Genomic DNA, 17692 nt, shown 5'->3' on the forward strand with positions numbered 1-17692 from the left:
CGCTTACTGCAGCACGTCCGCGATCTCGTCGAAGCGCAGGCGGCGCCCCGTGTAGAAGGGCACCTCCTCCTTCACGAACATGCGGGCGTCGGTGTAGCGGAGGTCGCGCATCATGTCGACAAGGTCGGTCAGCTCGTCGGCTTCCAGCGGCAGCAGCCACTCGTAGTCGCCGAGGGCGAAGGAGGCCACCGTGTTCGCGATGACGCCGGTGAACGCCGCACCCTTGCGCCCGTGGTCGGCGAGCATCGCGCGACGCTCGCTCTCCGGCGCGAGGTACCACTCCGGCGTGCGGACGAACGGGTAGAGGCAGAGCCAGTCCTTGGGCTCGATGCCGCGGAGGAAGCCGGGGACGTGCGCGCGGTTGAACTCCGCGTCACGGTGGACGCCCATGACGTTCCATACCGGGAGGAGCGAGCGCAGCATCTCGGTGCGGCGCAGGCGGCGGAGAGCCTTCTGCAGCTCATCGGCGGTGGCGCCGTGCAGCCACACCATGAGGTCGGCGTCGGCCTTGAGCCCGGAGACGTCGTAGAAGCCGCGGACGGTGACGCCGGAGTCCTCGACGTGCGAGACGATCGACTCGAGCTCGGTCGCATCGTTCTCGGTGACGGGGGCGTCAGGATTGCGTCGCCAGACGGCCCAGAGGGTGTAACCGGACGGGTTCTCTTCGCGCAGGTCGGACATGATCCCAGTCTGCCCCCTTTGCGGAGGCGCCGCTAATCAGGGGAATACTGCCCCCGCCCGAGGGCGGTGCGGGGGGGTGACTCAGCGCGCGATGGCGCGGGCGATGGCCCACACGGCCCCGCCGACGGCGGCGGCGATCCCGACCGTCGCGGCGATCGCGGCAGCCGGATTGCGGTCCGCGAACGCACGCGCCTTGACGGCGGCGCGCGCCGACGCCTTCTCGACGCGCCGCGGGATGTTCCCCTTGACCTCGATGGCGGCGAGGGCCGCCTTCAGCTCGGCGCGCGCGGAGGCGACGGGGTCGACGATTCCCGCGGGGACCGCGGTGCGCGGCAGCGACTCAGGGGTGCTCATCGCCGGCCTCCTTCACGATTCGGATGTCTTCGGCCACGGCCTGTGCCGGGTTCTGGCGACGGAGCACCTTGCGGAACTTCAGGATGCCGAGCAGTGCGAACAGCAGCACGGCGATGATGAGGATGCCGAACACCGCCAGCGCGGACAGCCACACCGGCCACCACGACGACAGTCCCGCGATCGCGAAGACGAGGATCACGGGCACGGCCCAGAACAGGAAGAACAGCGCGACGAGGAACCAGACGGAGCCGACCCCCGCGTCCTTCGCCGTGCGCGACACCCACGCCTTGGCCGCGTCGATCTCGGCCTTGACGAGATTGGTGACGAGCTCCGGCAGGTCGCCGAGCAGCGTCAGCAGACTGTCGTCGGCGCGATCCCGATATCCGCGGGGCATGTCAGTCGTCGGACTTCCGCGGGGCGGGCTTCTTCGCGGCCGGCTTCGCCGCGGCGGGCTTCTGGGCCTCGGCGGCGCGCTCCTTGACCTCGTCGACCGCGTCCTCCGCGGCGTCCGAGATCTCCTCGGCCGCGTCCTTGCCGGAGGCGATGACGGCATCGAGCTTCTGCCCGGGGGTGCCGTCCCCGGTGACCGACTTCACGATCTTCACGGCACCGGTCCAGACGGCTCCCGGGACCGCGGCGGCCTTGTCGCCGACGAAGCCCTTGACCTTGTCGACGCGCTCCTGCACGGGGTCGGTGTTCCAGACCTTCAGCCACTGCGTCTTGATCTGCTCGTAGCGCTCGCGTCCTGCGCGGGTGCCGAGCACATAGCCGACGCCGAGTCCGACGACGAGTCCGATCTTCCCCTTCATGGGGTCTCCTCACGTTGTTCCGGCTGTGGTCCGTCCCGGGGGACGCCGATCGCCCGCGTCTCCACCGCGATCAGGTACCCAGCGTAACGCCGTATGCCGATTTCGGCATCAATCGATCAGAGGGTTGACACAGAGGCGTCGAGCGCACTCGCGCGTGCTCGGCGGACGCTCAGTCCCAGAGGAGAGCGCGGCGCAGGCGGTCCGCCTCCTTCGCAGCGTCCGGCACGACCTGCGCGAGCCCCGTGCCCGCGAGCCAGGCGCCCACAGCGGCCAGTCCTGGCACGGCCTGCACGGCCTGACGCGCTGCGGCACGCCGCTCCCCCGAGCCGATGATCGACGCGGGCTGCGCCTGCACGAAGCGCCCACGATGACCCGCCACGACCTGATCGGGCGACAGCGGGACGCCCAGGAGCGCCGAGGCCTCCCGACGGGCGAGGTCAATTGCGGCCTCGTCCTCCAGCGCCGCGGTGGCCGCCGGTTCCCCCTGCGCACCGAAGGAGACGCGGACCACCTCGCGGTCGCCCGCGGCCTCCCGCACCCACGACCACTTCGCCGTGGAGTGTGTGAGCGCCTTCGCCGTGTGGCTGTGCGGAACGGTGAGCACGCCGGTGCCGCGGGGCGGGGTGCGCAGCGCGGGCGCGTCGAGCAGCAGACTGATGATCTCGATCTCGGGGGCGGGCGCGGCGTCGGCGGCCGCGAGGGCGGGTACGGCGCCCGCGAGCAGCTCCCGCGCGCCGTGCTCGGAGGTCGCGACGATCACGGCGTCGGCGACGAGCTCCGCCTCCTGGGTCGCCTCCTCCCCCTCGATCGGCTGGTCCGCGGCGGGCTCCTCGACCACGACGCGCCAGGTGGTGCCGTCGGTGGTGAGGCGACGGGCCCGGACGCGAGTACGGACGGTCGCACCGAGTTCGTCGAGGTCGGCCGCGAGGGCGTCGACGAGCACGCTCATGCCGCCGACGAGCCCCTCGACGGCGGCACCGGGTGTCTTCGCGCCGCGCGACGCACCCTCTCCGCGGAGGGCCAGCACCGCACCGGACAGGGAGCCGACGCGGGTGAGGGCGGCGTTGAGTCCGGGGGCGGCGACATCGATGTCCACGTCGTCCGGGGATGCCGAGTAGACGCCCGTGGTGACGGGGGCGACGAGGCGGTCGCGCACCTTCTCCCCCATGCGCGAGGCGACGAGGCGGCCGAGGCTCAGCTGGTGCCCGATCGTGAGCGGCGGGCGCACCCGGTCGAGATAGGCCCGCCAGGCGCCGGACCAGCCGATGATGCGGCGGACGTCGTCCTGGAACGGGTTGCCGGGGATGCCGAGGATGCCGCCGGCCGGGAGCGGTGCCGCGCCGCCGCCGGGGAGCCCGGCGAGCCACGCCCCTCCCGCCTGCGGCGTCACGACGCGGTCGGAGAGGCCGAGGTCGTCCACGAGGGCGCGGACGTGCCCGCCCTTCGTCGCGTAGCTCTCCGCCCCGGCGTCGACGACGACCCCGTCCAGGGCGACCCTGCGGATCACGCCGCCCAGGGCCTCGGACCCCTCGAGCAGCGTCACCCGCATGCCGACCTTCGCGCACTCACGGGCGGCCACCAGTCCGCCGACGCCGCCTCCCACCACGACGACGTGCTTCTGTGCGGCACGGGCGGCCAGGTCGGCCGGTTCAGCGGGTGCGGGGCGCTCGGGGCTCATGCCTCCATCCTTCCACCGCCCCTGTGCTTCGAATCGCCCGATTGGCCGGATAATCGCCGCGGATGCAGCCAGGTGCGCGATTCGAACGGAGGTCAGGCCCGACTGCGCTTGCGGACCTCGCGGAGGACGATCTGCTCGGGGCAGACGGTGGAGAGGAAGTCGCCCACGGAGAGGGCCAGGCGTTCGCCGACGAGCGAGTAGAAGATGCGGTTGGCGTCGCGACGCTCGCTGACGAGGCCCGCCTGCCGCAGCACGCTCAGGTGCCGGGAGATGGTCGGCCCGCTCGCGGAGAACCGCGACGCGATCTCCCCGGCGGCGAGCTCCCCCTCCTTGAGGTCCTGCAGGATCTGCCGCCGGGTGGGATGGGCGAGCGCCGCGAAGATGTCGGATGCGCTGTCGGCCATGCTTGCAATATAGCACCTTCGCTAGATACAGTTTCGCCAGATAGCTAATTAGCGAAGGAGAACACCATGAAGGTCGCCATCACCGGAGGCAGTGGATTCGTCGGCCGCGCCCTCGCCGATCGCCTGGAGGAGCCCGTGGTGATCTCCCGACGCTCCGGCACGGACATCACGGACGTCGATGCGCTGACCGCAGCCTTCGCCGGATGCGACGCCGTGGCCCACTGCGCCGGGATCAACCGGGAGATCGGCGACCAGACCTTCCGGCGTGTGCACGTGGAGGGGACGGCCGCCGTCGTCGAAGCCGCTCGCCGCGCCGGTGTCCGACGCCTCGTCATGGTGAGCTTCCTCCGCGCCCGTCCCGACTGCGGCTCCGGCTACCACGAGTCGAAGTGGGAGGCCGAGGAGATCGTCCGCGGCTCCGGGCTGCCGCACACGATCCTGAAGTCCGGGATGATCTACGGCCCCGGCGATCACATGGTCGATCACGTGACCCGCGCCGTCCGCACCCTCCCCTTCTTCTGGACGGTCGGCTACCGCGAACGCACCGCCCGCCCTGTCCCGGTCGAGGATGCCGCGGACGTGCTGGTGGCCGCGCTGGAGGGGCGGATCCCGGAGCCGACGGTCGCGGTGATGGGCGCGGACGAGGTGACGCTCGGAGAGGCCATCCGCCGGATCGCCCGTGTCGCCGGACGCCGCCCCGCCTTCCTCCCGGTGCCGACCTGGGTCGTGCGGGTGCTCGCGCAGCTCACGGAGTGGACCATGGTCGTGCCCCTGGTGGCGAAGGCGCAGGCGCGGATGCTCGCGGAGGGTGTGAGCGAGCCGGCGCCGTGGGCACCGGAGCCGCCGGAGGGTATCCGCCCCTCACGACCGTTCGACGACGACAGCATCCGCGCGGCACTGCCCACCGGGCGCTTCGGCCTGTCGGACCTGCGGATGGCGCGCGCGCTTCGAATCGCGTGAATGGCTGCATCTGGGCCGCAGATGCAGCAAAGCAGGCGATTCGAACGGAGGTCAGCCGGCGTGCACGAGCTCGACGATGCGCGTGAGCTGGTCGGGGTCGGTCTCCGGGGGCACGCCGTGGCCGAGGTTGAGGATGTGCCCGCGGGCCGCGCGACCGCGCTCGAGCACGTCGCGGACATGCGCCTCGAGCACCGGCCACGGCGCGCCGAGGAACGCGGGATCGATGTTGCCCTGCACCGACACGTCGGGACCGAGGATCGCGGCGGCCTCGTCGAGGGGCAGCCGCCAGTCGACCCCCACGCCGTCCGCGACGCCGTCGAGCCGCATATCGCCGAGGAAGGGCCCGGTGCCGACGCCGAAGTGGATGGTCGGGACGCCGATGCCGTCCAGAGCCGTGCGGGAGTGCGGTGCCACGAAGGTGCGGTAGTCGGCGGGGCTGAGGGAGCCCGCCCAACTGTCGAAGAGCTGCACGACCGCGGCGCCGGCATCGCGCTGCGTCTCCAGGAACCGCCGCGAGATCTGCGCCAGCCAGCCCGCGAGACGGTGCCAGGCCTCGGGCTCCGCGTGCATCATGCCGCGGGCGCGCAGGTGCTCCTTGGACGGACCGCCCTCGACGAGGTACGCGGCGAGGGTGAAGGGCGCCCCCGCGAAGCCGATGACCGGAGTGTCGCCGAGCTCCGCGACGACGATGCCGACGGCCTCCGCGATGGCGCTGCCGTCCAGGCTCTCCGGGTCGATGGCCGTGATGCGGTCGACGTCCGCGACCGTCCGCACCGGGTTCGCGAAGACGGGGCCACGGCCGGGCTCGATCTCGACCTCCACGCCGGCGAGACGCAGCGGGATGACGATGTCGCTGAAGAACACCGCCGCGTCGACGCCGTGCCGTCGCACCGGCTGGAGGGTGATCTCGGCGGCGAGGTCGGGGGTGAGGCAGGCGTCGAGCATCCTCGTGCCGACCCGCAGCTCCCGGTACTCGGGCAGGGAGCGGCCGGCCTGGCGCATGAACCAGACCGGAGCGGTGGCGGGGCGGTCGCCGGTGAGGGCGCGCAGCAGCGGGGCGTCGGAGAGTGCCATGCCCCCATCCTCCCATCCGGCGTATAGGGAGCAGCCGAGTCCCGGGTTCGGATGCTCGGGTACAATCGAAGGGTGCTGCTGTGTGTGACGGCGAGTCACAAGACCGCCTCCTTCGAACTGCTCGAACGCCTGAGCCGCACCCCCGACGACGTCGCTCCCACCATCGTGGGCATGGCGCCGTGCGTGCAGGGTGCCGTGGTCCTGGCGACGTGCAACCGCTTCGAGGCGTACGTGGAGATGGACGAGCCGGTGACCGCGGCCGGCGCCATCGGCGTGGAAGCCGTCATCGAGGCGGTCGAGTCCGCGACCGGAATCCCCGCTGCCGATCTCGACGGCGCCTACGCCGTGCACTCCGGTCGCCGCGTTGCCGAGCACCTCTTCTCCGTCGCCTCCGGCCTCGAGTCGGTCGTCTCCGGTGAGGGCGAGATCGCCGGCCAGGTGCGCCGCGCCCTCAAGTCCGCCCGGAAGGACGGCACCACCTCCCCCGAGCTCGAGCGGCTGTTCCAGCGCGCGAGCCAGGCGCAGCGCAAGGTCAAGAACGTCACCGCTCTGGGCCGCGCCGGTCGCTCGCTCGTGCGTCTCGCACTGGAGCTCGCTGATAGCCGCATCGCCGACTGGTCCGCCGAGCGCGTGCTGCTGGTCGGCACGGGCGCCTACGCGGCCGTCACCCTCGCGACCCTGCGCGAGCGCGGCGCCGTCGACATCTCCGTCTACTCTCCCTCCGGCCGCGCCGAGATCTTCGCAGCCAAGCACGACATCCGCCCGGTGCCGGCCGAGGAGTACGCGCGCACGGCGGCGCACTCCACGTTGCTGATCACCTGCACCACCGCGACCGAGCCCGTGCTCGGCCCGGAGCACCTGCAGCTGCCGGTCGGCCTCGCCGCCGCGGGCTGCCCCGTCGCCGCGACCAGCGGCACCACCGGGGTCCCGAGCCGGCTGGTGGTCGACCTCGGCATGCCGCGGAACGTCGACCCGGCCGTGGCTGCGCTGGAGGGCGTCGCGCTGCTCGACCTGGAGACCATCCGCCTGCACGCCCCGCTGGAGGAGCTGCAGGCGACGGATGCCGCCCGGAGCGTCGTCCGCGAAGCCGCGGAGACCTTCCACGTGGTCGGTGCCCGCCAGAGCGTGACCCCGTCGGTCGTCGCCTTCCGCTCGCACATCTTCGAGCTGCTGGAGCGCGAGATCGACCGCGCCCGTGCCCGTGGCGACGAGGACGGCAAGGTCGAGCAGGCGCTGCGGCACCTCTCGGGCGTGCTGCTGCACACGCCGACCGTGCGGGCTCATGAGCTCGCCGCCGCCGGTCGCGCGGACGAGTTCGCCGCCGCGCTCGCGACGCTGTACGGGATCACCCCTGCCGCGGACGCGGTCGAGGACGCCGCCACAGCCTGATCCGGCGGGGTGGGAGGATGGGAGGCATGGCCCTTCACATCACCGGAGACACCGCCGCCGACGCCCTGCTGACCGAGAACCCGACGGCTCTGCTGATCGGCATGCTGCTGGACCAGCAGATCCCCATGGAGACCGCGTTCACCGGACCGCTCAAGATCGAGCAGCGGACGGGAGCCGCGGATGCTGCGGCGATCGCGGGCATGGCACCCGAGGAGTTCCTGGAGGCCTTCCGCCAGACCCCCGCGGTGCACCGGTTCCCCGGCTCCATGGCGACGCGGGTGCAGACCCTGTGCCAGGCGCGCGTCGACGACTGGGACGGGGATGCCGCGGCCCTGTGGACGCGCCCGTCGACAGGCTCAGGGACCCAGCCGAGCGGCGCCGAGGTGCTCAAGCGGCTCAAGGCCCTTCCCGGCTTCGGTGAGCACAAGGCGAAGATCTTCCTCGCCCTCCTCGGCAAGCAGTACGGGTTCACCGGCGAGGGCTGGCGGGAGGCTTCGGCGCCCTACGGCGAGGACGGGTCGTACCGCAGCGTCGCCGACATCGTGTCGCCGGAGTCGCTGACGAAGGTGCGCGAGTACAAGAAGGCGATGAAGGCCGCGGCGAAGGCGGCAAAGTAGTGCAGCCGACCGGGGACGACGTCGCGGGCCTGATCGCCCGCTCCTCCCCGGCCGTGCGTCGCCGTGATGCCGAGACGCTGACCGCTCTCCTGCAGGACATCACCGGGCGCGAGCCGCAGACCTGGGGTTCGATGATCGGGTTCGGCTCCTGCCATTACCGCTATCCCACCGGGACGGAGGGCGACAGCGGCATTCTGAGCTTCGCCCCCCGGAAGGCCGCGACCACGATCTACCTCCTCGACGGGGTGGACGCCCACGCGGAGGCTCTCGGCGCGCTCGGCCCGCACACGACGGGGGTGGGCTGCCTCTACCTCAAGGACCTCGACGAGGTCGACCTCAACGTGCTGCGCGGGATCCTCGAGCGTTCGCGCGCCTGGGTCGAGTCCGGCGGCGACGCGCGCATGCAGCTGACGGTCACGTCGTAGCTCCCGCCCTGTCGCCGAGACCCCGGGTTCCCGCCGAAACCCCGGCGTGCGGACGTGCGGAGTCCGGGGTCTCGGCGGGAGGGCGGGGCCTCAGGTGGTGGCCACCCCCTCGTCAACCTGCACGCGCCGTGCGTCCGCCGCGTGACGACGCCACCGCCGATCGTGCGTCACCGTGACGACGGCGGCGGGGTGGTCCGCGAGAGCGTGCTCGAGCTGCTCCACGAGCTCTGGATCGAGATGGTTCGTCGGCTCATCGAGCAGCAGCAGATCGAACGGCGACGACAGGGCGACCGCGAGATCCAGCCGCCGACGCTGCCCGACGGAGAGAGCCCGCACGTCGCGGTCCACCTCCGACCCGCGGAAGAGTCCATGAGCCAGGAGAGCGTCGTGCGCATCCGCCGGCGGCGTCCCGGTCCGAGCCGCGAAGACTTCGACGGCGGAACCCCACGGGCGCGTCTCGACCTCCTGCCGGAGGAACGCGATCCGCAGCCCGTCCCCGCGGACGAGCGTCCCGGATGCGGGGAGGAGCTCGCCGGCGAGGAGACGGAGGAGTGTCGTCTTCCCGGCTCCGTTCGGCCCGGTCACGAGCCACCGCGAACCGGCCTCGATCGTCCACGGCGACACGGCGAGCCGTCGTCCCGGTTCGCGGAGGGACACGGCATCGAGGGTCAGGAGCGGGTCGTCGAGCGGTGCCCGATCCTCTGCCGCGACCGTGAACCGCAGGGGCTCGGGCGGCGCCGGGCACGGGTTCTCCCGCAACCGCGACAGCCGCTCCTTCGCCATGCGGATGCGCCCGACGGCCCCGTGGTCGCGGCTCCGCGCCCGGAACGCGCCATGACCGAAGCCGTCGAGCTCGAGCTTGCGCGGGATCGCCTGCAGCCGGAACGCGTTGGCGGCGAGCAGGGCCTCGGTGCGGGCGACCTCGGCCTTCCACTCCTCGTGGCGCGCGACCGCCGCCCGGCGTTCGGCCTCGCGCGCCCGCAGGAACCCGGCGTAACCATCGCCGTAGCGCCGGATCCGACCGTCCTCCACCTGCACGACAGAGGTCGCGAAACGGTCCAGGAAGTCACGGTCGTGCGTCACGACCACCAGCGCTCCCCGATGCGCCGCGAGACGGTCCTCGAGCCAGGTCAGCGCCCGGTCGTCGAGGTCGTTCGTGGGCTCGTCGAGGAGCAGGAGCTCGGCTCCGGAAGAGAGGGCGACCGCGAGAGCGAGCCGCGCCCGCTCTCCGCCCGACAGCGTGGCCACCGATCGCCCGCGGTCCAGCCCGCCCAGCCCGAGCTGTTCGAGAGCGGTGTCGATGCGACGGTCCACCTCGTATCCGCCGCGGGACTCGAAACGGTCCTGCAACAGGGCCACGGCGGCCATCTGCTGCGCACGCTCGGAAGGGGTCGCGGCGGCGAGGAGGTCGTACGCACGGGCGAGGTCGTGCTCCAGCGCGCGGAGGTCGCCGAGGAGCTCGTCGATGGCGTCAGTCACCGTCGCTCCGTCCGCGAACACCGGGTTCTGCCGGGCATGCGCGATCCCGCCGGGAAGGTCGAGCCGCACCTCCCCGGACGTCGGCGCGAGAACACCGGCGAGCAGATCGAGCAGCGTCGACTTCCCGGTGCCGTTGTCGCCGATGACGGCGAGGCGGTCGGCGGGGCCGACGACGAGGTCGATCCGGTCCAGGACGAGTCGGTCGGCGAATCGGACGGAGGCGGCCTGTAGCGCGCACTCGCGATGAGCGCGGGCCGAGGAGTCGGAAGGGGTCGAGAGTACAGGGAACATGAGGGATCCTCTCCAGCGGCGCACGCGCACCGCCGGGATCTGCGTCGATGACGCGGGGAACAGGAACCTCGACCGCACCCGGAGTCGGGCGCGTTCGCTCAGGACCCACCGCGGAGAAGAGCTCTCGACGCGGCGTCCCGATCTAGCGAATCAGAGTACCCACGAGGAGCGACCATAGCAGGGTCACTCAGCGCCCGCCAGGCCCCGCCTTCCCGGCGAGACCCCGACGTGTGCCCGCCCGCGCCCCGGGGTCTCGGCGAGAACCCGGGGTCTCGGCGTCAACGGCGACGGCGAGGGAGGGAGGAGAGGGAGGAGAGGCGGGAGTGGGCGGCGGGGAGGGCGAAGAGGAGGACGATCGCGAGGACGATGCCGCGGACGATCCAGAGGCCGGGCTCCCAGATCACCTCGTAGTTCCCGGGGAGGCCGAGGAACGCGGCGATGATCGATCCCCACGACGCGCGGCCGCTGCTGTCGGTGTCGATCGAGAGTCCGCCCACAATGCTCAGCACGCCGAGGCTCAGCAGCACGATCGGCATGATGAGGGCGCCGGGCTTCGCCTCCCCGCGCGCGATCAGTCGGATCACCGTCACGAGCGAGACGAGCGGGAACACGAAGAAGAACCAGACGAGGGCGCCGAGCAGCAGCCCCACGACGATGAAGACCGGCACCCAGAGGAGCATCCAGGGGCCTTCGTCGGCGACGAAGTAGTCCGGGTCGCGGAGGATCGCGACGACGAAGCCCGCCAGGGTCCCCAGCGGGAGCACCGCCAGCACCCACCAGAACACGGCCTTCGGCACGCGTTTCCGGTCCCCCAGCCGCGTCATCACGATCTGGATGATGACCGCGGCGGCGAGCGCCGGGAGGCCGAACATCGCGATGATGGGCCCGGCGCCGTCGTTCTCCCGCAGGTCGAGCACCGTGAGGATCATCCACGACACGGCGAGCGCCCCGAGCACGATGGCCGCGACCGGACGCACGGGGGAGGCTTCTCCCCGTGCGCCGGCTCCCCCCGGTGCCGTCACGTCAGGCGCCGCGGAGGCGCTCCGCCAGGTAGGCGTGCAGCTCGTCGATCGGGACGCGCTCCTGCGCCATCGTGTCTCGATCGCGCACGGTCACGGCACGGTCGTCGAGCGAGTCGAAGTCGACCGTGACGCAGAACGGCGTGCCGATCTCGTCCTGGCGGCGGTAGCGACGACCGATCGCACCGGCGTCGTCGAAGTCGACGGCCCACGAACCGCGGAGTGCGTCGGCCACCTCGCGGGCGAGCGGCGACAGGTTCTCGTTGCGCGACAGCGGGAGCACGGCCGCCTTGACCGGGGCCAGGCGCGGGTCGAGCTTGAGCACGGTGCGGGTGTCGGTGCCGCCCTTGGCGTTGGGCACCTGCTCCTCGACGTACGCGTCGACGAGGAAGGCCATCATCGCGCGGGTGAGTCCGAACGACGGCTCGATCACGTACGGCGTGTAGCGCTCGCCCGTGGCCTGGTCGAAGTACGTCAGGCTCTGGCCGGAGGCCTCGCTGTGGCTGGAGAGGTCGTAGTCGGTGCGGTTGGCGACGCCCATGAGCTCGCCCCACTCCTTGCCCGCGAAGCCGAAGCGGTACTCGACGTCGATGGTGCCGGCCGAGTAGTGCGCGCGGTCCTCCTCCGGCACGTCGAACTGACGCATGTTCTCCGGGTCGATGCCGAGGTCGATGAACCAGTTCCAGCACGCCTCGACCCAGTGGTCGAACCACTGCGGCGCCTCGGCGGGCGGCGTGAAGAACTCGATCTCCATCTGCTCGAACTCGCGGGTGCGGAAGATGAAGTTGCCGGGGGTGATCTCGTTGCGGAACGCCTTGCCGACCTGGCCGATGCCGAACGGCGGCTTCTTGCGGCTCGCGGTGAGCACGTTCGAGAAGTTCACGAAGATGCCCTGTGCGGTCTCGGGGCGCAGGTAGTAGAGGCCGGACTCGTCGTCGACGACGCCGAGGTAGGTCTTCACCAGACCGGAGAAGGCCTTCGGCTCGGTGTACTGCCCCTTGGTGCCGCAGTTCGGGCAGGGGATGTCGGCGAGACCGTTCTCGGCCTTGCGACCCTTGCGCGCCTCGAAGTCCTCGATGAGGTTGTCGGCACGGAAGCGCTTGTGGCACTGCAGGCACTCGACGAGCGGGTCGGTGAAGGTCGCGACGTGGCCCGAGGCCTCCCACACGCGCTTCGGCAGGATGATGCTGGAGTCGAGACCGACCATGTCGCCGCGGCCGCGCACGAAGGTCTGCCACCACTGCCGCCGGATGTTCTCCTTCAGCTCGGTGCCGAGGGGTCCGTAGTCCCAGGCCGACCGGGAACCGCCGTAGATCTCACCCGCCTGGAACACGAAACCGCGGTGGCGGGCGAGGGCGATGACCTTATCGAGGCGGGACTGTTCGGCCACGGTGGCTCCAATGGTCGGATGCGGAGAATGCCCGTGAGCACGGGCACCCCCATTCTATCCGGGGCGGGAGCGCAACCCCTGGCTGCGGGACCCGCGGGAGGAGTACCGTCCCACGCATGAGCACCACCGCGCAGCCGCCCGCCTCCCGCGACGAGGACACCCGCTTCTTCGGACAGCCGTGGTCGCTCGTGCACATCTTCGGCGTGGAGATGTGGGAGCGCTTCAGCTTCTACGGCATGCAGGGCATCCTGCTCATCTACCTGTACTTCTCGGTGGCCGATGGCGGTCTCGGCCTTCCGGAGGCGGTGGCGGGCGGGATCGTCGGCGCGTACGGCGGCTCGGTGTACCTGTCCACCATCCTCGGGGCCTGGCTCGCCGATCGGCTGTTCGGCTCCGAGCGGGTGCTGTTCGTCAGCGCCATCGTCATCGTCTCGGGCCACCTCGCCCTCGCCCTCCTGCCGGGATTCGTCGGCGTGGGGGTCGGACTCGTGCTCGTGGCCCTCGGCTCGGGAGGCCTGAAGGCGAACGCGACGTCGGTCGTGGGGACGCTGTACCGTCCGGACGACGTGCGGCGCGACGCCGGGTTCTCGCTGTTCTACCTCGGCATCAACCTGGGCGCGTTCCTCGGTCCGATCCTCACCGGGCTGCTGCAGTCGACCCTGGGCTTCCACTGGGGATTCGGCCTCGCCGCCCTCGGCATGACCCTGGGTCTCGTGCAGTACTCGTTCGGCCGCCGCGGCCTGCCCGCCTCCGCGCGCGCGGTGCCGAACCCGCTCCCCCGCTCGCGCTATCCGCTGGTCGCCGGCATCGCCGTCGGCGCGGTCGTCGTCATCGCGGTGCTCGTGCTGACCGGGGTCATCCAGGCCGACAACCTCGCCACCATCGTGATCGTGGTCACGGTGGTCGCCGCCGTCGCCTACTTCGCGGTGATCCTCGGCAGTCGCCGTATCGACGCCACCGAGCGCTCGCGTGTCTGGGGCTTCCTGCCGCTGTTCCTCACCAGCGTCGCGTTCTGGTCGCTGTACCAGCAGCAGTTCACGGTGCTGACGATCTACTCCGACAAGCGCCTCGACCGCGACCTGTTCGGGTGGGAGATGCCGGTGTCGTGGGTGCAGTCGATCAACCCGGTGTTCATCATCATCCTGTCCGGGGTCTTCGCGGCCATCTGGACGAAGCTGGGGACGCGTCAGCCGTCGACCCCCGTCAAGTTCGGGCTGGCCGCGATCATCATGGGCTCCGCGTTCCTGCTGTTCCTGCCGTTCTCCGGCGGCGGTGCGAACTCGACGCCGCTGCTCGCGATCGTCGGCATCCTCTTCGTGTTCACGGTCGCCGAGCTGTTGCTCTCGCCCGTGGGGCTGTCGGTGACGACGAAGCTCGCCCCGGCCGTGTTCCACACGCAGATGGTCGCGCTGTTCTTCCTGTCGATCGCCCTCGGCACCGCCATCTCGGGCGAGCTCGTGAAGTTCTACGATCCGGAGAACGAGGTGCCGTACTTCTCGATCCTCGGCGGCATCGCGATCCTCGTCGGCATCGGACTGCTGCTGAGCGTGAAGCCGGTGCTGCGGCTCATGCGGGGCGTGCGGTGACGGCCCCGGCGATCACGCGGTGAAGAGGTAGCCCCGGCCGGTCTCGAAGCCCGCGATGTGGAGGCCGCTGCCGAGCAGCCCCTCCATCTGCGCGCGCAGCCGCAGCCGCCACTCGTGCGCGGCCGCCGGGTCGGACTCCCGCATGCCCTCGATGTCGTCCGGGATCTCCAGCGTCTCGACGACGGCGTCCTCCGCCGGGGGCTTGGCGATGTCCGCGAGCGCCCACTCGACGTCGAGGCGGTCGCTCTCGTCGCCCGCGTCGCCGCCGCCGAAGATGCCGTACCGGTTCACCGAGTAGCCCGTGGCGCGCGCGCCGAGGACGGTGAGGAAGAAGTGCGCGTTCCGGGCGACCAGCGGGTCGAAGGTCCAGGTGATGCGGCCGACGTCGCGGGAGAACGCCCACTGCCGCTGGTGCTCCTTGAGCTCACGGCCCCATCCGTGCCCCCGGTACTCGGGCAGCAGAGCCGTGATGTGCGAGTGCATGGCGCGACGGGCCGGTTCGCCGAAGAAGGCGATCGAGGCGCCGACCATGCGCTCCTCGTCGCCCTCGCCGTCGAAGAAGCCGACGACGTAGTTGCCCGACTGCTGCAGGGCACGGAGGGTCCCGGCGTCCACCACGCGCTGCGGGCCCCGGATGGAGTCGAGCAGGCTCTGGGCGTCGAGGATGAGTTCAACGGTGTCGAGATCGCGGATGGTTCGCACGATCCCAGTCTGCCCCTCCTCCGCCCGTTCGCGGAAACCGACTCCGGCTCACCGGTACGGGAAGGCCTCGCCCCCACCCGCGGCGAGCGCCTCCGCGACGATGCGGAGGTGTTCCTCGGCCATGTCCGCCGGCAGCGGCGGCAGGATCCCGTCCCAGAACGCGAGCACCGCGCCGCGGCCCTGCATCATCCCGGCCGGACGACCCAGCGCCCACATGTGCATGTGCGCGGAGCCGTCGTTCCAGCGCCCGAAGTGACAGCGGGCGACGCCGGGGATGCTCTTCACCGCCTCGGACACGCGCTGCATCAGCGGCCCGAGGGCGGCGAGCACGTCCTGCGGCGCGTTCTCCAGGAGCCAGTGCTCGCGCGGTGCGACGCCGCCGATGAAGGGCAGACCGCCGACGTCCCACCCGGCGCGCACCTGCCAGAGGTCGTCGTGCCAGATGGTGTGCACGCTCGGACCGCAGTGGCCGCACGCGGCCGGATCGTGCTCGCCGGCGCGGGGCTTCTCCGGCACGAGCATCGGCTCGAGCGGCCGCATCGTGACGCTCTCGAACGCCCAGGGCAGCCCGTCCGCGAGCACCGAGGCGTCGAGCACCCCGCCGATCGGGAGCCGGCGGTGGTACGCGGAGTCGGCGGGCTGCTGCGCGGGCGCGGTGTCGTCGGTCATCCGGCCATGCAACCACATCGGCCCCTCCCCTCCGGGAACGCCGATAGCCTGAGCCGGTGGGTGCGAACGACGACAGAGCCAGGAAACGCCTCTCCCGTACCCCTCCGCGGTGGGCGATCATCGCGGTGCTGGCGTTCGCGGGCCTGTGCTCCTCGTTCATGTTCACCCTCGTCGTGCCGCTGCAGGCCGAGCTGCCGCAGCTGCTGAACTCCTCCCGCGAGGACACCACCTGGGTGGTGACGATCACCCTGCTCGTGGCCGCCGTCGCGACCCCGATCTCCGGCCGTCTCGGCGACATGTACGGCAAGCGCCGGGTGGTCATCGCGCTCCTCGCGATCCTCATCGTGGGGTCGGTCATCGCCGCGCTCTCCGGATCGATCGTCGGCGTCATCATCGGCCGCGCCCTCCAGGGGGCCGTGACCGGCGTCGTGCCCCTCGGCATCGCCATCATGCGCGACGTGCTGCCGCCCGAGCGCCTCGGCACCGCGGTGGCCCTGATGAGCGCCACCATGGGCGTCGGCGGGGCGATCGGCATGCCCGTCGCCGCGCTGCTCGCCGAGAACGCCGACTGGCACATGCTGTTCTGGCTGGCCGCCGCCCTCGGAGTCCTCGGGCTGCTGCTGGTGCTCGCCGTGGTGCCGGAGGACGTGCTCCGCTCCCCCGGGCGCCTCGACGTGCTCGGGGCCATCGGACTCGCCATCGGCCTCACCGGCCTGCTGCTGTTCGTGTCGCGCGGCGCCGAGTGGGGCTGGACGGCGCCGCTGACCCTCGTCTGCGTGATCGGCGGCGTGGCGGTGCTGCTGCTGTGGGGCTGGTACCAGCTGCGCACGGACGATCCGCTGCTCGACCTCCGGGTCGCGGCCCGGCCCGCCGTGCTCTTCACGAACATCGCCGCGATCGGCATGGGCTTCGCCCTGTTCGCCTCGAATGTCACGTTCCCGCAGCTGCTGGAGATGCCGGCGGTGGGCGGTGCCGGCTTCGGGCTCGACATGGTGGCCGCGTCGCTCGTGATCATGCCGGCGGGTCTGGTCATGATGGTGATCTCCCCGCTGTCCGGGTGGCTGGAGCGCACCGTGGGGCCGCGCCCGCTCTTCACCGTCGGGGCCATCGCGATCGTGCTCGCCTACGTCTTCGTGCTGCTGTGGTCGACCGAGGTGTGGCACATCTTCGTCGCCAACATCTTCATCGGCGTCGGCATCGGGTTCACCTTCGCCGCGATGCCCATGATCATCATGCGCTCCGTGCCCGCGAACGAGACCGGGGCGTCGAACGGCCTCAACGCGCTGTTCCGCTCCGTGGGCACCTCGACGGCCTCGGCCGTGATGGGCGGGGTGCTCGCGGCGATGAGCGTGGACGTCGGCGGGGTGGCCGTGCCGACGCGGGCAGCGTTCGAGGTCTGCTTCTGGCTCGCGATCGCCGCCGGCATCCTGGCCGTGGTCCTGTCGCTGTTCATCCCGCGACGGCGCGCCGAAGAGCCGCACCCCTCCCTGCGCTGACCCGTTCGGCGGTCGTTGATTCGCATCGAGGTCGCAGAGATTCCCGCAGAACGTGCGACCTACGGCGGATCTGCGACCTGCGGCGGAGGGTCAGCGGGAGATCGTGCGCGGATCCGGGTCGTCGGCACGCGGTGGCCGCAGCCGGACGGGAAGCGGCCACGGCAGGGTGAACTGTGCGGTCGCGGGACGGGTCATGTCCCCGAAGTCGTCGACCTTCACGACGATGCGCCCCGGCGTGCCCTCTTCGTCCGGCGTCACTTCGAGGATGCGCACCCGCAGCGGGCGCTCGTCCGCTCCCTCGAGCATCCACGGATCGGCGAGCCAGGCGATGCCGTGGTCCTCCAGCGCGGCCTCCGCGTCGAGCCACTCGCCCGGGCCGGAGACTCTCCGCCCGAGGACATCGACGGCGATCCAGTCCTCGCCCTCCGGATGGATCCAGCCCAGCAGCTCGCCGTCGTCGCGGCGGTGCGGGGTCCAGGCATGAGGCATGCCCCGATGCTAGCCCCGCGCGTCGCGCGATCAGGCGAACGCGCCACATTAGGCGAGCGCTCGACAGCAGGCGAACGCGCGACAGCAGGCTCTCGCGCGACATCAGGCCGGGTGCGCCCCCGAAAGCCTGATGCCACGCGGGTGCCTGCGTTCGCGCGCGGGGTCCAGGGGATGTGGAAG

Annotated in this window: 19 protein-coding genes; 6 read left to right on the top strand and 13 right to left on the bottom strand. The window is 71.5% G+C overall.

Annotation, left to right across the window (positions count from 1 at the left end):
- Nucleotides 1-3 precede the first annotated feature (3 nt).
- The 6 genes from hemQ to ACFU8V_RS00865 form a co-directional block, all read right to left on the bottom strand.
- The gene (gene hemQ / locus ACFU8V_RS00840) at nt 4-684 is read right to left on the bottom strand and encodes a hydrogen peroxide-dependent heme synthase (protein ID WP_378871753.1); all 681 of its coding nucleotides are present in this window, start codon (nt 682-684) and stop codon (nt 4-6) included.
- Nucleotides 685-762: 78 nt separating this feature from the next.
- Nucleotides 763-1035 carry a hypothetical protein gene (locus ACFU8V_RS00845; RefSeq protein ID WP_025104872.1) on the bottom strand — a complete coding sequence of 91 codons (273 nt, stop codon included), beginning with the start codon at nt 1033-1035 and terminating at the stop codon, nt 763-765.
- The gene (locus ACFU8V_RS00850) at nt 1022-1429 is read right to left on the bottom strand and encodes a phage holin family protein (protein WP_025104873.1); all 408 of its coding nucleotides are present in this window, start codon (nt 1427-1429) and stop codon (nt 1022-1024) included. The genes ACFU8V_RS00845 and ACFU8V_RS00850 overlap by 14 nt, the downstream gene beginning before the upstream one ends.
- A 1-nt stretch (nt 1430) precedes the next feature.
- Nucleotides 1431-1844, bottom strand: coding sequence for a hypothetical protein (locus ACFU8V_RS00855; protein WP_025104874.1), 414 nt, complete (start codon nt 1842-1844; stop codon nt 1431-1433).
- Between the two features lie 169 nt (nt 1845-2013).
- Entirely contained in the window at nt 2014-3522 is a 1509-nt protein-coding gene (locus tag ACFU8V_RS00860) for a protoporphyrinogen/coproporphyrinogen oxidase (protein ID WP_378868256.1), read from the bottom strand.
- A gap of 92 nt (nt 3523-3614) precedes the next feature.
- Nucleotides 3615-3926 (bottom strand): metalloregulator ArsR/SmtB family transcription factor, encoded by a 312-nt coding sequence (locus tag ACFU8V_RS00865; RefSeq protein ID WP_029989796.1) that lies wholly within the window; start codon nt 3924-3926, stop codon nt 3615-3617.
- A gap of 66 nt (nt 3927-3992) precedes the next feature.
- On the opposite strand from ACFU8V_RS00865, the gene ACFU8V_RS00870 reads away from it, so the two are divergent.
- Nucleotides 3993-4886 (top strand): NAD(P)H-binding protein, encoded by an 894-nt coding sequence (locus tag ACFU8V_RS00870; protein WP_085605595.1) that lies wholly within the window; start codon nt 3993-3995, stop codon nt 4884-4886.
- 51 nt (nt 4887-4937) lie between these two features.
- Here the strand turns inward: ACFU8V_RS00870 and hemE are convergent, their stop codons facing one another.
- The gene (gene hemE / locus ACFU8V_RS00875) at nt 4938-5960 is read right to left on the bottom strand and encodes a uroporphyrinogen decarboxylase (protein ID WP_315106504.1); all 1023 of its coding nucleotides are present in this window, start codon (nt 5958-5960) and stop codon (nt 4938-4940) included.
- 72 nt (nt 5961-6032) lie between these two features.
- Between hemE and ACFU8V_RS00880 the strand changes: the two genes are divergently transcribed.
- The 3 genes from ACFU8V_RS00880 to ACFU8V_RS00890 are packed head-to-tail and all read left to right on the top strand — an operon-like array spanning nt 6033 to nt 8391.
- Entirely contained in the window at nt 6033-7349 is a 1317-nt protein-coding gene (locus ACFU8V_RS00880) for a glutamyl-tRNA reductase (protein WP_366215678.1), read from the top strand.
- Nucleotides 7350-7375: 26 nt separating this feature from the next.
- Nucleotides 7376-7966 carry an HhH-GPD-type base excision DNA repair protein gene (locus tag ACFU8V_RS00885; protein WP_378868263.1) on the top strand — a complete coding sequence of 197 codons (591 nt, stop codon included), beginning with the start codon at nt 7376-7378 and terminating at the stop codon, nt 7964-7966.
- Entirely contained in the window at nt 7966-8391 is a 426-nt protein-coding gene (locus ACFU8V_RS00890; protein WP_315106494.1) for a DUF1801 domain-containing protein, read from the top strand. Before ACFU8V_RS00885 ends, ACFU8V_RS00890 begins: the two co-directional genes overlap by 1 nt.
- Nucleotides 8392-8481: 90 nt before the next feature.
- Here the strand turns inward: ACFU8V_RS00890 and ACFU8V_RS00895 are convergent, their stop codons facing one another.
- The 3 genes from ACFU8V_RS00895 to ACFU8V_RS00905 all read right to left on the bottom strand — a co-directional run bounded on the left by ACFU8V_RS00895 (nt 8482) and on the right by ACFU8V_RS00905 (nt 12570).
- Nucleotides 8482-10161, bottom strand: a complete 1680-nt coding sequence (locus tag ACFU8V_RS00895) for an ABC-F family ATP-binding cassette domain-containing protein (protein WP_378868267.1) — start codon at nt 10159-10161, stop codon at nt 8482-8484.
- 278 nt (nt 10162-10439) lie between these two features.
- The gene (locus ACFU8V_RS00900; protein WP_378868269.1) at nt 10440-11138 is read right to left on the bottom strand and encodes a hypothetical protein; all 699 of its coding nucleotides are present in this window, start codon (nt 11136-11138) and stop codon (nt 10440-10442) included.
- 46 nt (nt 11139-11184) lie between these two features.
- Nucleotides 11185-12570 (bottom strand): glycine--tRNA ligase, encoded by a 1386-nt coding sequence (locus tag ACFU8V_RS00905; protein WP_062765571.1) that lies wholly within the window; start codon nt 12568-12570, stop codon nt 11185-11187.
- A 116-nt stretch (nt 12571-12686) separates the two neighbouring features.
- Here ACFU8V_RS00905 and ACFU8V_RS00910 point away from each other — a divergent pair, with 116 nt between their 5' ends.
- Nucleotides 12687-14156 (top strand): peptide MFS transporter, encoded by a 1470-nt coding sequence (locus tag ACFU8V_RS00910; protein WP_025104884.1) that lies wholly within the window; start codon nt 12687-12689, stop codon nt 14154-14156.
- A 12-nt stretch (nt 14157-14168) separates the two neighbouring features.
- Here the strand turns inward: ACFU8V_RS00910 and ACFU8V_RS00915 are convergent, their stop codons facing one another.
- Nucleotides 14169-14858 carry a GNAT family N-acetyltransferase gene (locus ACFU8V_RS00915; RefSeq protein ID WP_378868271.1) on the bottom strand — a complete coding sequence of 230 codons (690 nt, stop codon included), beginning with the start codon at nt 14856-14858 and terminating at the stop codon, nt 14169-14171.
- Between the two features lie 48 nt (nt 14859-14906).
- Nucleotides 14907-15527, bottom strand: a complete 621-nt coding sequence (locus ACFU8V_RS00920) for a hypothetical protein (RefSeq protein ID WP_378868274.1) — start codon at nt 15525-15527, stop codon at nt 14907-14909.
- 56 nt (nt 15528-15583) lie between these two features.
- Here ACFU8V_RS00920 and ACFU8V_RS00925 point away from each other — a divergent pair, with 56 nt between their 5' ends.
- Nucleotides 15584-17023, top strand: a complete 1440-nt coding sequence (locus tag ACFU8V_RS00925) for an MFS transporter (RefSeq protein WP_315106486.1) — start codon at nt 15584-15586, stop codon at nt 17021-17023.
- A 90-nt stretch (nt 17024-17113) separates the two neighbouring features.
- Here the strand turns inward: ACFU8V_RS00925 and ACFU8V_RS00930 are convergent, their stop codons facing one another.
- The gene (locus ACFU8V_RS00930) at nt 17114-17512 is read right to left on the bottom strand and encodes a hypothetical protein (protein WP_378868277.1); all 399 of its coding nucleotides are present in this window, start codon (nt 17510-17512) and stop codon (nt 17114-17116) included.
- Nucleotides 17513-17692: the final 180 nt, after the last annotated feature.

Origin of the sequence: Microbacterium sp. NPDC057658, from assembly GCF_042799975.1 — a bacterium.
In the GTDB taxonomy this organism is placed as follows: Bacteria; Actinomycetota; Actinomycetes; order Actinomycetales; family Microbacteriaceae; genus Microbacterium.

Coding starts and splice junctions, on each gene's coding strand:
- ACFU8V_RS00845 (WP_025104872.1), bottom strand. CDS start 1,035: ATGAGCACCCCTGAGTCGCTGCCGCGCACCGCGGTCCCCGCGGGAATC.
- ACFU8V_RS00850 (WP_025104873.1), bottom strand. CDS start 1,429: ATGCCCCGCGGATATCGGGATCGCGCCGACGACAGTCTGCTGACGCTG.
- ACFU8V_RS00855 (WP_025104874.1), bottom strand. CDS start 1,844: ATGAAGGGGAAGATCGGACTCGTCGTCGGACTCGGCGTCGGCTATGTG.
- ACFU8V_RS00860 (WP_378868256.1), bottom strand. CDS start 3,522: ATGAGCCCCGAGCGCCCCGCACCCGCTGAACCGGCCGACCTGGCCGCC.
- ACFU8V_RS00865 (WP_029989796.1), bottom strand. CDS start 3,926: ATGGCCGACAGCGCATCCGACATCTTCGCGGCGCTCGCCCATCCCACC.
- ACFU8V_RS00870 (WP_085605595.1), top strand. CDS start 3,993: ATGAAGGTCGCCATCACCGGAGGCAGTGGATTCGTCGGCCGCGCCCTC.
- hemE (WP_315106504.1), bottom strand. CDS start 5,960: ATGGCACTCTCCGACGCCCCGCTGCTGCGCGCCCTCACCGGCGACCGC.
- ACFU8V_RS00885 (WP_378868263.1), top strand. CDS start 7,376: ATGGCCCTTCACATCACCGGAGACACCGCCGCCGACGCCCTGCTGACC.
- ACFU8V_RS00895 (WP_378868267.1), bottom strand. CDS start 10,161: ATGTTCCCTGTACTCTCGACCCCTTCCGACTCCTCGGCCCGCGCTCAT.
- ACFU8V_RS00910 (WP_025104884.1), top strand. CDS start 12,687: ATGAGCACCACCGCGCAGCCGCCCGCCTCCCGCGACGAGGACACCCGC.
- ACFU8V_RS00920 (WP_378868274.1), bottom strand. CDS start 15,527: ATGACCGACGACACCGCGCCCGCGCAGCAGCCCGCCGACTCCGCGTAC.
- ACFU8V_RS00930 (WP_378868277.1), bottom strand. CDS start 17,512: ATGCCTCATGCCTGGACCCCGCACCGCCGCGACGACGGCGAGCTGCTG.